Raw genomic sequence first — 14,975 nt, 5'->3', positions numbered from 1 at the left:
TCCTGTCACCGGAGGGGATCGGCGGCCCCATTGTGGAGCAGCCTCGCCACGGGTGTCCGACCGGTGTGCGCGCGGTCAGTGGCGGCGGACCGCCTCCTCGACGAGGTCGAGCACCGGGCCCAGGTCACCGGCCGGTCGGCCCATGGCCAGGTGCAGCACCAGGCCGTCGTAGGCCAGCTCCAGGAACTGGGCCAGCACGTCGATCGGTACGTCCTCGCGCAGCACCCCGGCGTCGCGCTGGCGGGCCAGCCGGTCCCGGGTCGCCTCCGCGATCGCGGCGGACCGCTCCGCCCACCGCCGGGCGAACGCCGGGTCGGTGCGCAGCCGCCGGGAGACCTCCAGTTGGCTGCCCAGCCACCCGGTGGTGTCGGGGGAGACGGCGCGGGCGAGCAGATCGCGCATCACCTGCACCAGACCGTTGCGTGCCACCGTCTCGACCATCGCCGCGGCGTCATCCTCGGCGACGGCGAGGAAGAGCGAGTCCTTGTCGCGGAAGTGGTGGAAGATCGCGCCACGGGACAGGCCGGTGGCCTCCTCGAGGCGGCGTACGGTCGCCCCCTCATAGCCGAGCCGGGCGAAACACGCCCGGGCCGCGGCGAGGATCTCCTGCCGGCGAGCGTCGAGCTGGTCCTGGCTTACTCTGGGCACACGTCGATCGTTGCAGGTCACCCCGGGGCATGCAAACCGTACGTACGGCTTGGGACGTCGCCGATTACCATCGCCCGGTGACTCAGCCCCGCACCCTGCCCAGCTCCCCGCTGACCGTGGCCACCGTCCAGGCCACCCCCACGCCGGGCGACGTCGCCGGCAACGCGGTCATGGCCGCCGACCTGGTCCGCCGAGCCGGCGAGCGGGGCGCCCGGGTGGCCGTCCTGCCGGAGCTGTTCCTCTGCGCGTACCACCCGCCGGTTCTCGCCGCCGACCCGGTCGGCACGGACGTCGTGGCCGATCCGGCCGGGATGGTCGCGGATCCCCGGCTCGACCCGCTGCGGGCCGCGGCGCGCGAGGCCGGCGTCACCGCGTTGGTCGGCGCGGCCGTCCGCCACCCGGACGGCCGGCGGACCATCGCGGCGCTGGTGGTGGACCGGACCGGCGAGGTGCGGGTCGGGTACGACAAGCAGCAGTTGTGGGGCGACGAACGGGAGCTGTTCACCCCCGGCGATCGGGGTGCCACGCTGCTCGTCGACGACTGGCGGCTCGGGCTGGGAATCTGCTACGACGGCTGTTTCCCCGAGCACGGCCGGGCCGCCGCCCTCGACGGCGCACACGCCTACCTGTGCCCCAGCGGATACCTGGTCGGCTCCGAGCACCGCCGGGATCTGTACTACGCCGCGCGTGCCCTGGACAACACGATGTTCGTGGTCTTCGCCAACGCGGTCGGCGGCGTCGACCCGTGGCGGTTCAACGGCGGCGCGGCCGTCTACGACCCCGAGGGAAGGGTGCTGGCTCGCGGGGCAGACGACGGCACGGCGGTCCTCGTGGCGACTCTGGATCCCGCCGTGCTCGCGGCCACCCGGACGGCCCACTCGATGCTCGTCGATCGGCTGCCGGACCAGGGTGGCGCGCGGCTGTCGATGCCTGGCTGAGCCCTTCGTCAGCTCGATACCCGCCGCATCTGTTGGCGGACACGTCGGTCCCGTAGGGTGCCCGAGTGCCACTGCTCCTGCTGGACCTGGACAACACCCTGCTGGATCGGGCCGGGCCGTTCCGCCGCTGGGGTGAGCGCTTCCTGGACAGCATCGGCGCGCCCCATACCGACATCGACTGGCTGATCTCGATCGACGCCGACGGTCTGACCGACCGCTGGGACCTCGCCGACGCCATCCGGGACCGCTACGAGCTGCGCATTCCCTCGATCGACCTGGTCGAGGAGCTGCACGACGGGGTGGTGGCGCAGACCCGGCTCGACCCGCTGACCGCCTGCGCGCTGCGGATCGCCGACGACGCCGGCTGGGTGCCGGTGGTGGTCTGCAACGGCACCGTACGCGTCGAGGACGCCAAGATTCGCCAGACCGGGCTGGACCAGTACGTCGCGGACTGGGTGATCTCCGAGGAGGCCGGGGTCAGCAAGCCCAACCCGAGAATCTTCGCGCTCGCCGCTCAGCGGGTCCGGATGCCGCTGCGGGGGGCGTGGGTGATCGGCGACAGCCCGGAGGCGGACATCGGCGGTGCCGCCGCCGTCGGGCTGCCCAGCGTCTGGCTGCACCGGGGGCGCACCTGGTCGGACGTCCGGTTCGCGCCGAGCCGCACCGTGGACGGGTTGATCGCCGCCGTCGCCACGGTCCTGGCCCGCTGAGGGTTTCCGCGCCGGCGACTGGGCGTCGGAGCGGCCGTTCGGGTGGCGGCTCGGTAATTCGGTTGACCGCCCGACGTGGTGGTACGAGCATTGTCCGCGCATGGTGCATCCCGGGCGAGTGCCCGGTCGAGGAGAGGGGGTCGGTCATGGCCGTCTTTGCAGGTCGCTTCCAGCTGCCTATCTCAGCCTCGACCAAGGGAACCTCACCACAGTGCGCGATCATGACCTTCCGGCGCTCGAGCGCCGAAGCCGCGGCAAGAGCCGCTTCGACGACGACGAACCGCAGTTTCTGAAGCGCGGGCGGCCCACCGAGCCGCTCGCAGACCCGGACAGCGAGCCCGACCCGGACACCGGCGAGCGCTGGTCGTCCTGGGACGACGCCGTGCACGGGCCACAGCCGCACCCCGCCTGGCTGGTCACCGAGTTGGCCGCCAAGGACACCGAGCTGGGTGTGTTGAAGACCGGCAAGGAGGCGGACGTCCACCTGGTCCGTCGCGCCGTGCCGGACACCGACCGGTCCTGCCTGCTCGCGGTGAAACGCTACCGCGATCCCGAGCACCGGTTGTTCCACCGCGATGCCGGCTACCTGGAGGGCCGTCGGGTGCGCCGGTCCCGGGAGAACCGGGCGATGGCCGGCCGGACGGCGTTCGGCCGGCAGATGATCGCCGGGCAGTGGGCGGCGGCCGAGTTCGCCGCGCTGAGCCGGCTCTGGGAGATCGGCGCCGGGCACGACCGGATCGCCGTGCCGTACCCGGTGCAGTTGCGGGGCACCGAGCTGATGCTGGAGTTCGTCGGTGACGCCGATTCGGGGGAGGCGGCACCCCGACTGGCCCAGTTGCGACCCGGCCCGACCGAGCTGCGTGACCTGTGGGCCCAACTGGTGGAGGCGCTGCGGGTGCTGGCGCGGGCCGGCTACGCGCACGGAGACCTGTCGCCGTACAACCTGCTCGTGCACCAGGGTCGGCTGGTCGTGATCGACCTGCCGCAGGTGGTCGACGTGGTGGCGAACCCACAGGGGCCGGAGTTCCTGGCCCGCGATGTGCGGGTGGTGGGCGCCTGGTTCGCGGCCCGGGGTCTCCCCGCCGAGCAGGTGGACCCCGGCATGTTGACCGGAGAACTGCTGCACGAGGCGGGCCTGCGCTGATCGGAGCGGGTCGGGCGGCCACACCGCCCGACCCGCCACGTCGGCTATTGCAGGTAGCGCTCGACCTCGGGCTTGGGGCGTTCGCCCTGGGCGTCCGGGTCGCCGTGGGTCTCCCGGGCAGCCCGTCGGCGGCGCAGCAGGTCCCAGCACTGGTCGAGGGACTCCTCCAGGGCGCGCAGTCGCTCGCTGGCCTCGCCCTCGGTGCCCGACTCGTGGGCCTGGGCGTCGGCACGCAGCTTGTGTTCCTCGTCGACCAGCTCGGAGATCCGGTTCAGGATGGTCTTGTCGTCCATGCCACAGAGCCTGGCACAGGGTGCCGGGCATCGCCCGGATTCGGGGGTACCGGTGCGTCCTGGGTCACCGACCCGCACCGGTCAGCCCGACGCCGCCCGTCCGGTGCCGATGCCGCAGCCAGGTCGGCGGCACGCGCCCGTTCCGCCCATCGCACTGGACCGTTCCTGAGTATCCATTCAGGAATCGAACAAGATGAGAACATCGACGAGTGTGCGTGCACGTAGATGGAAATTGCGCCGTCCGCAAGTCTGGAGGTGCCCCTCGTTTGGTGAGATGCTTCCGTCGGCCCAGAAGGTGAAAGTTTCATCAACCCGCCCGACCGAAGTGGACCGCTGCGGTCGCCGGGACGACGAGGAGACGTGGTTCGATGTCGCAGGTGTTCGAGGCGCGCCCCGCCACTGTCAGCACCGAGCCCCGGACAATCCCGTTACGACGCGCTCTGCCGGCACTGGTCCGCGATCCGCTGGGCGCGCTCGTCGACTTCGCCCAGGACGCCGACGGCGACGTCGTCCGGCTCAACCTCGGCTCGTTCCGCCCCTATCTCGTCAGCCATCCTGAGCACCTGCAACGCGTGCTGCGGGACAACGTTGCCAACTACACCCGGGACGGCGACGGGTTGCTCTGGCGACCGGTCCGCCGCATCGTCGGCGACGCCATCCTGGTCGCCGAGGGTGAGATCTGGGAATCCAGTCGTGGCGCGCTGCAACCGTTGTTCACCGCCAAGCGGGCCGAGACGCTCGTCGACAAGATGGCCGAGGCGATCAACGAGGCGGTCGACGAGTGGGTCGAACCGGCCCTCGCCGGGCGCCCGATCGACGGCGGCGCCGAGCTGACCCGGATCGTCCTGCGCACCACCATGCGGGTGCTCTTCGCCGATCGGATCTCGGTCCCCGACGCCCTGCGGATCAGCGCCGCGCTGGACACCGTCACCACCGCGATGCTTCCCCGACTGCTGATGCCCGCCGTGCCGTACGCGGTGCCGATGCCCGGCGACCGGCGCTTCCGCGAAGCGGTGCGCACCATCGACGAGGTGGTGCTGCCGATCATCCGGGAGGCCCGGGCCCATCCCACCGACGGCGACGACATCATCTCCACGCTCTGCCGGCCGCGCGCCGACGGCAGCGAACCAGACGAGTACGCGATCCGCGGCGACGTGGTCGCGATGTTCTCCACCGCCACCGAGACCACCATCGCCCTGCTCTCCTGGCTCTGGCCGGTGCTGGCGTCCCGGCCCGACGTGGCCGAGCGGATGACCGACGAGATCGAGCAGGTGGTCGGCGCCGAACGGGTCGGCCGCGAACACCTGCCCCAGCTGCGCTACGGCCGGATGGTGCTCGACGAGATGCTGCGGCTCTACCCGGCCGGCTGGATGATCCCGCGCACCGCGGTCGGCGACGACGTGCTGGGCGGGGTGCGGATCAAGGCCGGTGGCACCGTGCTGGTCAGCCCGTACGTCACCCAGCGGATGTCGACGTTCTGGACCGACCCGGCGCTCTTCGACCCGGAGCGGTTCGCGCCGGAGTTGCCCCGGCGGCGCTACCGCTACTCCTACTTCCCGTTCGGCGGGGGCCCGCACCAGTGCCTCGGGCAGTACCTGTTCCTGCTGGAGGCCCAGCTCATCGTCAGCACCGTGCTGAGCCGCTACCGCTTCCGGCTACGCGAACCGGTCGACCTCACCCCTCGGATGGGCGCCTCGCTGCAACCGAAGCAGCGGGCCGAGGTCATCCTCACCCCGGTCGAGCGCCCGGTCGCATCGTGACGGAGACCCCGCGACCGGCGCGGGCCGGTCAGGACGCGGTCGCCGAGCAGGGACGGGTGTGCGCACTCGCCGTCCGGGGCGTACGCGACCTCCAGAACGTCACCGCCGCTCACCCGGAGCTGTTCGACGCCGCGCCGTTCGACGCGGCGCTGCTCAGCTCGGTGGCCACCGCCATCGCCTTCACCGCGCCGTGGCACACCGCCGCGGAGCTGCGGATCACCACCCGTACCCTGCTGTGGGTCTTCGCCGCCGACTGGCAGGTCGACTACCTCGCGCGATCCGTCGACGACGTGCGGGAGATGGTGACCGACTGCCTCGCGGTGGCCGACGGCGCCGCGCCACCACCGGGGCGTCACCTGGCCCGGCTGCTGGCCGACCTGCGCGACGAGCTGACCACCGTCCCGGCGTTCGCCCGGCTACGGCCGATCTGGCGTGACGAGCTGGCCCGGATGCTCGCGGCAGTGGCGCGGGAGTGGGACTGGAAGCACCTGCCGACCGACCCGACCACCGGGCGGCGCCTGCCGGACCTGGACCGCTACCTGGACAACGCCGACAACCTCGCCTGCTCCTTCGTCAACGTCACCCACTGGATCGCCACGGGCGACGAGAAGACCCTCGCCCAGCTGACCGACCTGCTGGACGCCGGTCGTGGCGTGCAGCGCGTACTGCGGTTGGTCAACGACCTGGCCACCCAGGGCCGGGACGCCGAGTGGGGTGACCTGAACGCCCTGCTGCTGGTCGACGACCCGGCGCAGGTGCACGACCGGCTGGCCGAGCTGACCGCGCGGTCCCGGGGGGACCTGGCCGCCCTCGCCGAGCGGTGCCCCCGCCAGGCGGACTACCTCGGCCGGCAGATCTCCTTCACCGGCGGCTTCTACCAACTGTCGGACTTCTGGGGGGCACGCGATGAGTGACGGTGCCACCCGGGTGTTCGCCGACGCGGGGACCGCCGCCGACCCGGTCGCCGACGCCGCCCGCGAGCTGATCGCCGGCCTGGCGCTGCGGCCGTGGGGGCAGGTCGCCCCCTCGGTGTACGAGAGCGGCCGGCTCGTCGCCGGTGCGGCCTGGCTGCCGGGACACCACCAGCGGATCGGTTTCCTGCTGCGCGAGCAGCGCCCGGACGGCGCGTGGGGCCCACCCGAGGGGTACGCCCTGGTGCCCACGCTCAGCGCCACCGATGCTCTGCTCGCGGCGCTGGCCGACGGCGGATGGGCCGGTGCGGATCTACTCGCCCCGGTGGCGCGCGGACTGGACGCGCTCACCGGCCGGCTGCTCCCCATCCACGCGCGGGCGTTGCCGGACACTCCGGCGCTGGACCTCATCGTCCCCGCGCTTGTCGAGTCGATCAACGGCCGGTTGACGGGGCTGGACCGGGCGACCGCCGAGCGGCTGCCCCGTCCGCCGCTGGCGCTGCCCGCGGGGCTCGGGTCCGACCGGCTGCGCGCGGTCCGCGCCGCGGTGGCCGCCGGGGCGGCGCTGCCGACGAAGCTGGCTCACTTCTACGAGGTGCTGGACGCGACACCGGCCGACGCCGGACCGACCCTGACCGCCGTCGGCGCGTCACCCGCAGCGACCGCCGCCTGGCTGACCGCGGCTGGCCCGGCCGCCGGCCCCGCCGCGCACGCCTTCCTGCGGGAGTTGATCCGCGAGGCTGACGGGCCGGTGCCCTGCCCGACCCCGATCACCGTGTTCGAGCGGGCCTGGGTGCTCAGCGGGCTGCGCCGCGCCGGTGTCGCTGTCAATCCGCCGGCGACAGTGCTGCGTACCCTGGCCGCCGCCACCGGCGCCGAGGGCATCGCCACCGGCGAAGGACTGCCGACCGACGCGGACACCACCTCGGTCACGCTGGACGCGCTGGCCCGCTTTGGCCGCCCGGCGGACCCGGCGAGCCTGTGGGCGTACGAGACGGCGGAGGGGTTCTGCACCTGGCCGGAGAGCGAGGACGGCTTCTCGGTCACCACCAACGCGCACGTGCTGGACGCGTTCGGCCAGCACGTGGCCGCACACCCCGGCGCGGACGCCCGGTACCACCGGACGGTTGAGCGGCTCAGTGCCGTGCTGCCGGCACACCAGCTCGCCGACGGCCCCTGGCAGGACCGGTGGCACGCCTCGCCGTACTACGCCACCGCCTGCTGTGTGCTGGCGCTGGCCGAGTTCGGGCGGGGTGCGGCCGCCGCCGAGGCGGTGGATCGGGCGGCCGGCTGGGTGCTGAACAGCCAACGCGCTGACGGTTCGTGGGGGCGGTGGGACGGCACCGCCGAGGAGACCGCGTACGCCCTCCAGGTGCTGCTGGCGGTGCCGACGACAGTGCCACGGGTCGACGACGCGGTGGCTCGTGGGCACGCCTACCTGCACGAATCCGCCGGCCGGGAGCACCCTCCACTGTGGTATGGCAAGGAGCTGTACTGTCCGACCGTCATCGTTCGCGCCACTGTGCTCGCCGCCTGCCGGTTGGCCGGCATCCGTACCTTCGGCGTGGACCGATCGGTGGTGGATTGCGGTTACCGGTCAACAAAAACAGCAACTTGAGGGGTTGTGTGGACACTGCTAGCGTACGCAGAGCCTCAGCCCCGGATGCCCCGCTGCGGTGGGACGTCGCCCCCTCTGATCATTCGTTGATGAGCTGAGTCAACGCCCGGCCTGGGACGGTTCAATGCGTTCTCGCGGTACGAGTATCCGCACCAAGGTTGTCGCCCTGCTGCTCTCCCTGGTCGCGCTCTGGATGTTCGCGGCGTGGGTGACCCTGCGCGACGGCTTCAACCTGCTCGGTGTCCAGTTGCTCAACAGCAAGGTCTACACACCGAGCGAGCCGCTGTTGCAGGAGCTCCAGGTGGAGCGGCGGTTGACCCAGGCGTACCTGAGCAACCCCGAGACCGCGCAGCGGACAGCGCTCGAGGCTGAGCAGCGCAAGACCGCCGAGCTGGCCGCCGACTTCGCCGCCTCGGTGCGCAACTGGCAGGTCGACATCGCCGGCAGTTCCGCACTGGACACCCAGCTCGGTATGACGATCGCCCAGGTCAACGCGTTGGAGCAGACCCGCGCGGAGGTGCTGGACCGCAAGATCGACCGGATCGCCGCCGCTGAGGCGTACACCGGCGCGATCGAGTCGATCTTCCAGATCTACGACGTGACGGGCAGCCTGGACGACAAGCAGATCGCCGGCGAGGCGGCGGCCCTGATCCAGCTCAACCGGATGAAGGAGCTGGTCTCCCAGGAGGACGCGCTGCTCAGCGGCCTCTTCGGCAACGGTCGGATGAGCGGCCCCGAGTACGCCCGCTACGTCGCGCTGGTCGGCTCGGAGCGGTTCCTCGGTGAGGAGACCCGGGTACGGCTCGCCGACGCCGACCAGCGCCGTTACCAGCAGCTCGTCGAGGGCGAGGCGTTCACCCGACTGCGCGCCGTGCAGGACAGCATCATCCGCGAGGGCCGGCCGTCGACCCAGCTGCCGGTCGGCGCCGAGCAGTGGCGGGGCACTGTCGAGCCGGTGCTGGCCGAGGTGAACGGCGTCGTCACCGCTGGCGGCGAGGGCATCGTGGACCGGGCCACCGGCGTGGCCGTGATGGTCGTCGTCCGACTGGTGCTCGCCACCGGTCTGGGCCTGCTCGCCGTCATCGCCTCGGTCGTCGTCTCCATCACCACGGCCCGGAACCTGCTGCGCCAGCTGGACCGGCTGCGGGAGGCCGCCTGGCAGCTCGCCGACGAGCGGCTGCCCCGCGTGGTCGAGCGACTCGGCCGAGGCGAGGAGGTCGACGTGGCCACCGAGGCGCCCCCGCTGGAGTTCGGTACCGACGAGATCGGCCAGGTCGGTAAGGCGTTCAACGCGGTCCAGGAGACCGCGTTGCGCACCGCCGTCGAGCAGGCCGACCTGCGTCGCAACGTCCGCGAGGTCTTCCTGAGCCTGGCCCGACGTACGCAGGCGCTCGTCCACCGCCAGCTCACCCTGCTCGACGCGATGGAACGCCGCGAACACGACGCGGAGGAGTTGGAGGACCTGTTCCGGGTCGACCACCTGGCCACCCGGATGCGGCGCAACGCGGAAAACCTGATCGTGCTCTCCGGCTCCACCCCCGGTCGGGCCTGGCGGCGCAACGTCCCGATGGTCGACGTGGTGCGCGGCGCCGTGGCCGAGGTGGAGGACTACACCCGGGTCAACGTGCTGCCGCTCGGGCCGGTCTCGCTCGCCGGCCGCGCGGTCGGCGACGTCATCCACCTGCTCGCGGAGCTGATCGAGAACGGCCTGTCGTTCTCCCCGCCACACACGACCGTGGAGGTCCGCGGCCAGCTGGTCTCCAACGGGTTCGCCATCGAGATCGAGGACCGGGGCCTCGGCATGAGCGAGGAGGATCTGGCCGCGGCGAACCACCGGATCGTCGACCAGTCCGAGCTGAACCTCGCCAACGCCGCCCGCCTCGGGCTCTACGTGGTGAGCCGGCTGACCGAACGCCACGGCGTGCGGGTACGGCTCAAGGAGTCCGCGTACGGCGGCACCACAGCTGTCGTGCTGATCCCGCTGGAGCTGGTCACCGAGGCCGACGTCTCCCCGGAGGACTCCGGGTCGTTCCGGACCGGCTCGGCCATCCCGATGCCGTCGGCGCCCGCCACTGACAGCGGCCGTCCGGCGTCCCTCGCACCGGTCGCGCTCGCCGCGCCGACGACCACCGCGCCGGAGAAAGCGGTGACCTCGGCGGTGCCGATGCCGGCCGACACCACCGCGCCGACGACGGACGAGGAGGCCGAGGCGGACACCGTTCTCCCCACCCGACAGCGGACCACCCCGGCAACCGGCACCCCCGACCTGCCCACCCGCGCCCGGCGCGGCCCGGCCCAGCCAGCCCTGGAAGCCCCGACCGTGCCCACCGGCCTGCCCGCCGTCGACCGCACCCGCCCGGAGACCCCCGACGGAGAGCCGGCCGGCGACGGTGGCCCGGTGCCCGCCCGCGCCGAGGCGGAGCGGACCGACTCCGGCCTGCCCGTCCGGGTCCGACAGGCGAACATCGTTCCCGAGTTGCGAGACGACCCAGCGGTGTCCGAAACCGACGACGAGGATGTGGTGCGCCCACCGGAGCAGGTTCGCCGGATGATGAGCTCCTACCAGACCGGCACCCGGCGTGGGCGGACCGACGCGGCTCGGCTGCTCGGCGGTGCCTCCGGCGCCCCGGCGGCGACGCCGTCCGAGCCGACCGACGAGGATCCACAAGCGACCTGACCGAGCACCGACGACGCGGGTTTCCGCGCGGTGTGACGGTCGAGCCCCAGACGAACAACGGCGCACAGCCGGGCGAGAAGAGGACGACGAAGTGACCCAGAAGACGGCTTCGAGCGCCGACCTGACGTGGTTGCTGGATGACCTGGTGGGCCGGGTGAAGCAGGCCGAACACGCGGTCGCGCTCTCCACCGACGGCCTCTTGATGGCCTCCTCCCAGGGGTTGAGCCGGGACGACGGCGAGCACCTCGCAGCGATGGCGGCCGGCATCCAGAGCCTCGCCCGAGGCGCCGGCAAGCGTTTCGGTGGTGGGCAGGTACAGCAGACCATCATCGAGATGCAGTCGTCGTTCCTGTTCGTCACCGCGGCCGGCCGCAACGCCTGCCTGGCGGTACTGGCCAGCGAGGACGCCGACGTCGGCCTGATCGCCTACGAGATGGCGATGCTGGTCACCCGCGTCGGCAAGTACGTCGCATCGCCGTCGCGCGGCACTGATCAGCAGGTCGGCGAGAGGTAGCGGCGATGACGGTCCAGGGGGAGTCCGCAGACCATCAGTGGGTGGATGACCACGCGGGTCCGGTGGTGCGTCCGTACGCGGTGACGCGTGGTCGGGCCCGCCCGGTCACCGGCACATTCGACCTGATCTCCCTGGTCACGGCGACCCGAGCCGAGGTCACGCCCGAGGTCGGTCTCGGTCCTGAGCATTTGGCGATCGTCGGGCTGTGCCAACGCATACAGTCCGTCGCCGAGATCGCCGCCCATCTCGACCTGCCGGTGGGCACCATCCGGGTGCTCCTCGGTGATCTGGCGGCCCGCAGCCTGGTGCAGGTCCGCGAGCCGCAGACCACGGCCGGTCTTCCCGACAACAGCATCTTCGAGGCGGTAATCAATGGACTACGGGCACTCTGACCGGCCGGCGGGAGCGACGCCACTGCCCACCGCGATCAAGATCCTGGTCGCGGGCGGCTTCGGCGTGGGCAAGACGACAATGGTTGGCGCGGTCAGCGAAACCCGGCCGTTGCGCACCGAGGAGGTGCTGACGGAGACGGGGGTCGGCATCGACGACCTGTCCGGGGTGGAGGGCAAGACCACCACCACCGTGGCCATGGACTTCGGCCGGATCACCATCAGCGACGACCTGGTGCTGTACCTGTTCGGCACGCCGGGGCAGGACCGGTTCTGGTTCGTCTGGGACGAGTTGGCGTTGGGGGCGATCGGCGCGGTGGTGCTGGCCGACACCCGCCGGCTCGCCGACTGCTTTCCCTCGATCGACTACTTCGAGGGTCGGGGCACGCCCTTCGTGGTGGCGGTGAACTGCTTCCAGGACGCCCGGAAGTACCGGCTCGACGAGGTGCAGGCCGCACTGAACCTGGACCCGGGTGTGCCGGTGCTGCTCTGCGACGCCCGGCAGCGTGAGTCCAGCAAGGAGGTGCTCGTCACGCTGATGGAGCACGCCATGAAGACCCGCGAGGCCCGTCGCCGCGCCGCCAGCGGAGACTGACAGAAGTTTTTCGGGGGAGGGTGTCCGGAACGCCGCCGGCCGATCGTCATGCTGGCGACACCCCGAGAAACCAGGGAGCGACCAGATGAAGTACATGATGTTCGTTTGCAGCGACACCCAGCCGGACACCGACCCCACCGAGCTGCCCGACATCGAGAAGTGGGTGGCGGAGAACGACTCCCGTGGCCGCCGCCTGACCGGCAACGTGTTCGCGTCGCCCAGCGCGGCCACCACCGTCCGTGTTCGCGACGGTGAGCTGCTCGTCTCCGAGGGGCCGTTCGCGGAGACCGCCGAGGTGATCGTGGGCTTCGACCTGCTCGACTGCGCCGACCTGGACGAGGCGATCGAGGTGGCCCGCACCCACCCGATGGCCCGCAACGGGCGACTGGAACTGCGTCCGTTCGCGGACCTGTCCGACTGACGAGGTTGTCCACGTCGCCGCGCCGGCCGGTGCGCACCCCGGCACCGTCCGGCGCGGCGGCGGCGGAGGCCGCCGCGGCCGCCAGCGTCGAGGCGTACCCCCGGATCGTCGCGACCCTGATCCGGGTGACCGGGGACTGGGCGTTGGCCGAGGACTGCGCCCAGGAGTCGTTGACCGTCGCGCTGGAGCGTTGGCCCACCGACGGTGTGCCGGCCAACCCGGGTGGCTGGCTCATGACGGTGGCGCGCAACCGGGCGATCGACGTGCTGCGCCGGGCCACGGTGGAGCGGCGAAAGCTGCACGACCTGGCGTTGCTCACGCCAGACGAGGCGCAGCCCGAGCCCGAGGTGGGGCAGGACGTGGTGGACGACCGGCTGCGTCTCATCTTCACCTGCTGCCATCCGGCGCTCGCGATCGAGGCCCGGGTGGCGTTGACGCTGCGAACGGTCTGCGGCGTGCCGACCGCTGACATCGCGCGCCTGCTGCTGGTCAGCGAGTCGACGATGACCCGCCGGTTGACCCGGGCGCGCACCCGCATCGCCCAGGCGGGCATCCCGTACCGGGTGCCGAGCGGGCCGGCGCTGACCGAGCGGCTGCCCGGCGTCCTCGCCGTGCTGTACCTGCTGTTCACCCGGGGCTACGTCGCCGACGGCGAGCCGGCCTTCGCCGACGAGGCGGTCCGGCTGGCCCGGCTGCTCGACCGGCTGATGCCCGACCAGTCCGAGGTCGCCGCGCTGCTGGCGCTGTGCCTGTTCCAACACTCCCGTCGGGACGCCCGCCGCGACGCCGCCGGCAACCTGCTCACACTGGAGCGGCAGGACCGCGACCGGTGGGACCGCGCCGCCATCGCCGAGGGCCTGGTCGCTATCGATCGGGTACGCCACGACGGGCCGTACGCGTGGCAGGCCCGGATCGCCGCCTGCCACGCCACCGCCGCCTCGGCCGACGAGACCGACTGGCCGACGATCGCGCGGGCCTACGACGCGCTCGCCGACCTCCGCCCCTCACCGGTGATCGCGCTCAACCGTGCGGTCGCGCACGGGTACGCGTACGGGCCGGCCGCCGGGTTGGTGCTGCTCGACGCGGCGCGCGCCGGGGGTGGGCTGGACGGCTATCCGCTCGCCGTGGCGGTGCAGGCCGATCTGGTGGCGCGACAGGGCGACCGGCCACGTGCGGCAGGGCTGTTCCGGGAGGCGGCGGCAGCGGTGGGCTCAACCGCCGAGCGCCGTGCGCTGCTCGACCGGGCCGACGAACTCGCCCGGTAGGGCAGTGGGGGGTCAGCCGCGCTTGGCCAACACCAGGAACCGGGCCCAGGCCGCCGGGTCGAAGGCGAGCGCCGGACCGGCCGGGTCCTTCGAGTCACGTACGCCGATGACGCCCGCGAGGTTGTCGGCCACCTCGACGCAGTCGCCGCCGTTGTTGCCGCTCTTGCTGCTCTTGCGCCACCGAGCGCCGGTCAGGTCCATGATGCCGCCGCTTCCCTGATCAGATTGAGGGACTGCGCACGCGACAGGGCGCCGTCGCGAATGCGTTCCCACCGTCGGTCGAGCGTAGCAACGTCGGCAACCTTGTCGATGAGCTGTGCTTGGGCCTGGCTGTCGACGTGCGCGACCCGCGCCCCGTCCGGCATCTCGGCCACTGTGAACGGCCCACCGAGGCCCGGATACATGCCGACGTCGGCGGGCACGACGAACAGCGACACGTTCGGCAGCGTGGCCTGCTCGGCCAGCCGCTCGCACTGCTCCCGCATCATGGCCCGGTCGCCGTCGAGGGTGCGCCGCAGGATTCCCTCGTCGAGGACCGCGACGAGCAGCGGTGGGCGTTCCCGGCGCAGGATGGCCTGCCGGCTCAGCCGCGCCTCGGCGAGGTCGTCGGCCTCGGCCGGTGTCAGCGCCTCGCCGACCAGTGTCGCCAGCGCATACGCCTTGGTCTGTAAGAGGCCCGGTATCCACGCGAGCTGAAACGACCGCAGCGACAGTGCCTCGCGCTCGATCTCGGCCCAGGGCCGAAACCAGGCCGGCGTCCGGCGCTTCAGCGCGTCCGGCCACAGCTCGTCGACGTTCCGGCCGAGCAGCTCGGCGACCCGCGCGCGATGACGCGTCTGCGGAATTCGTCCCGTGCTCGCCCACTTGGCGGCCGTCTTCGGATCGACACCAATCTGAGCAGCGAGACTGTCCGCCGTGTGGCCCCTCTCGGCCATCGCCGCCTGTACGGCTCGATTCATCTCCAGACCCTCCAGAACGTTCCAGACGTCGGAAGGAAATACTCCTACGCGGTGTGATCGCTTGGCAACCCTCGGCAGGGTGCTGTGTAGACAGCATCGAAGAGGGAGCACCGGATGCCCGACGACAGGTCCT

General features: G+C 72.0%; 16 protein-coding genes. 12 read left to right on the top strand and 4 right to left on the bottom strand.

The window, feature by feature from the left end; translation table 11 throughout:
* Nucleotides 1-75 precede the first annotated feature (75 nt).
* Nucleotides 76-648 (bottom strand): TetR/AcrR family transcriptional regulator, encoded by a 573-nt coding sequence (locus MED15_RS20620; RefSeq protein ID WP_091403732.1) that lies wholly within the window; start codon nucleotides 646-648, stop codon nucleotides 76-78.
* 77 nt (nucleotides 649-725) lie between these two features.
* Here MED15_RS20620 and MED15_RS20615 point away from each other — a divergent pair, with 77 nt between their 5' ends.
* From MED15_RS20615 to MED15_RS20605, 3 genes are all read left to right on the top strand, one after another.
* A complete protein-coding gene (locus MED15_RS20615; protein WP_244220522.1) occupies nucleotides 726-1,586 on the top strand; it encodes a carbon-nitrogen hydrolase family protein in 861 nt (286 codons plus the stop codon).
* A 65-nt stretch (nucleotides 1,587-1,651) separates the two neighbouring features.
* Entirely contained in the window at nucleotides 1,652-2,296 is a 645-nt protein-coding gene (locus MED15_RS20610) for an HAD family hydrolase (RefSeq protein WP_091403736.1), read from the top strand.
* A gap of 211 nt (nucleotides 2,297-2,507) precedes the next feature.
* The gene (locus MED15_RS20605) at nucleotides 2,508-3,440 is read left to right on the top strand and encodes a serine protein kinase RIO (RefSeq protein WP_112588664.1); all 933 of its coding nucleotides are present in this window, start codon (nucleotides 2,508-2,510) and stop codon (nucleotides 3,438-3,440) included.
* 44 nt (nucleotides 3,441-3,484) lie between these two features.
* Here the strand turns inward: MED15_RS20605 and MED15_RS20600 are convergent, their stop codons facing one another.
* On the bottom strand, nucleotides 3,485-3,733 hold the full coding sequence (locus MED15_RS20600) for a DUF2630 family protein (protein WP_091403743.1): 249 nt from the start codon (nucleotides 3,731-3,733) through the stop codon (nucleotides 3,485-3,487).
* A 422-nt stretch (nucleotides 3,734-4,155) separates the two neighbouring features.
* Between MED15_RS20600 and MED15_RS20595 the strand changes: the two genes are divergently transcribed.
* From MED15_RS20595 to MED15_RS20555, 9 genes are all read left to right on the top strand, one after another.
* Nucleotides 4,156-5,493 (top strand): cytochrome P450, encoded by a 1,338-nt coding sequence (locus tag MED15_RS20595; RefSeq protein ID WP_181518515.1) that lies wholly within the window; start codon nucleotides 4,156-4,158, stop codon nucleotides 5,491-5,493.
* Nucleotides 5,490-6,407, top strand: coding sequence for a terpene synthase family protein (locus MED15_RS20590; RefSeq protein WP_091403752.1), 918 nt, complete (start codon nucleotides 5,490-5,492; stop codon nucleotides 6,405-6,407). Before MED15_RS20595 ends, MED15_RS20590 begins: the two co-directional genes overlap by 4 nt.
* On the top strand, nucleotides 6,400-8,022 hold the full coding sequence (locus MED15_RS20585) for a prenyltransferase/squalene oxidase repeat-containing protein (RefSeq protein WP_112588668.1): 1,623 nt from the start codon (nucleotides 6,400-6,402) through the stop codon (nucleotides 8,020-8,022). Before MED15_RS20590 ends, MED15_RS20585 begins: the two co-directional genes overlap by 8 nt.
* 124 nt (nucleotides 8,023-8,146) lie before the next feature.
* Entirely contained in the window at nucleotides 8,147-10,699 is a 2,553-nt protein-coding gene (locus tag MED15_RS20580; RefSeq protein WP_112732372.1) for a sensor histidine kinase, read from the top strand.
* 91 nt (nucleotides 10,700-10,790) lie between these two features.
* On the top strand, nucleotides 10,791-11,213 hold the full coding sequence (locus MED15_RS20575; protein ID WP_091403761.1) for a roadblock/LC7 domain-containing protein: 423 nt from the start codon (nucleotides 10,791-10,793) through the stop codon (nucleotides 11,211-11,213).
* Between the two features lie 5 nt (nucleotides 11,214-11,218).
* Nucleotides 11,219-11,605 (top strand): DUF742 domain-containing protein, encoded by a 387-nt coding sequence (locus MED15_RS20570; protein ID WP_030337267.1) that lies wholly within the window; start codon nucleotides 11,219-11,221, stop codon nucleotides 11,603-11,605.
* Nucleotides 11,586-12,197, top strand: a complete 612-nt coding sequence (locus MED15_RS20565) for a GTP-binding protein (RefSeq protein WP_112588672.1) — start codon at nucleotides 11,586-11,588, stop codon at nucleotides 12,195-12,197. Before MED15_RS20570 ends, MED15_RS20565 begins: the two co-directional genes overlap by 20 nt.
* 85 nt (nucleotides 12,198-12,282) lie before the next feature.
* Nucleotides 12,283-12,618 (top strand): YciI family protein, encoded by a 336-nt coding sequence (locus tag MED15_RS20560; protein ID WP_091403763.1) that lies wholly within the window; start codon nucleotides 12,283-12,285, stop codon nucleotides 12,616-12,618.
* Nucleotides 12,619-12,623: 5 nt separating this feature from the next.
* Nucleotides 12,624-13,883, top strand: a complete 1,260-nt coding sequence (locus tag MED15_RS20555; RefSeq protein ID WP_279636251.1) for an RNA polymerase sigma factor — start codon at nucleotides 12,624-12,626, stop codon at nucleotides 13,881-13,883.
* Nucleotides 13,884-13,895: 12 nt separating this feature from the next.
* Here MED15_RS20555 and MED15_RS20550 read toward each other — a convergent pair whose 3' ends face one another.
* Nucleotides 13,896-14,084: a DUF397 domain-containing protein gene (locus MED15_RS20550; RefSeq protein ID WP_091403772.1), complete on the bottom strand. Its 189-nt coding sequence runs from the start codon at nucleotides 14,082-14,084 to the stop codon at nucleotides 13,896-13,898.
* On the bottom strand, nucleotides 14,075-14,842 hold the full coding sequence (locus tag MED15_RS20545; RefSeq protein WP_112736691.1) for a DUF5753 domain-containing protein: 768 nt from the start codon (nucleotides 14,840-14,842) through the stop codon (nucleotides 14,075-14,077). Before MED15_RS20545 ends, MED15_RS20550 begins: the two co-directional genes overlap by 10 nt.
* Nucleotides 14,843-14,975: the final 133 nt, after the last annotated feature.

It is taken from the genome of Micromonospora noduli, assembly GCF_003264475.1.
Taxonomy (GTDB): Bacteria; Actinomycetota; Actinomycetes; order Mycobacteriales; family Micromonosporaceae; genus Micromonospora; species Micromonospora noduli.
This window is presented reverse-complemented; position numbering and strand designations above follow the sequence as displayed.

Coding starts and splice junctions, on each gene's coding strand:
- MED15_RS20580 (WP_112732372.1), top strand. CDS start 8,147: ATGCGTTCTCGCGGTACGAGTATCCGCACCAAGGTTGTCGCCCTGCTG.
- MED15_RS20570 (WP_030337267.1), top strand. CDS start 11,219: ATGACGGTCCAGGGGGAGTCCGCAGACCATCAGTGGGTGGATGACCAC.
- MED15_RS20565 (WP_112588672.1), top strand. CDS start 11,586: ATGGACTACGGGCACTCTGACCGGCCGGCGGGAGCGACGCCACTGCCC.
- MED15_RS20585 (WP_112588668.1), top strand. CDS start 6,400: ATGAGTGACGGTGCCACCCGGGTGTTCGCCGACGCGGGGACCGCCGCC.
- MED15_RS20545 (WP_112736691.1), bottom strand. CDS start 14,842: ATGAATCGAGCCGTACAGGCGGCGATGGCCGAGAGGGGCCACACGGCG.
- MED15_RS20560 (WP_091403763.1), top strand. CDS start 12,283: ATGAAGTACATGATGTTCGTTTGCAGCGACACCCAGCCGGACACCGAC.
- MED15_RS20600 (WP_091403743.1), bottom strand. CDS start 3,733: ATGGACGACAAGACCATCCTGAACCGGATCTCCGAGCTGGTCGACGAG.
- MED15_RS20550 (WP_091403772.1), bottom strand. CDS start 14,084: ATGGACCTGACCGGCGCTCGGTGGCGCAAGAGCAGCAAGAGCGGCAAC.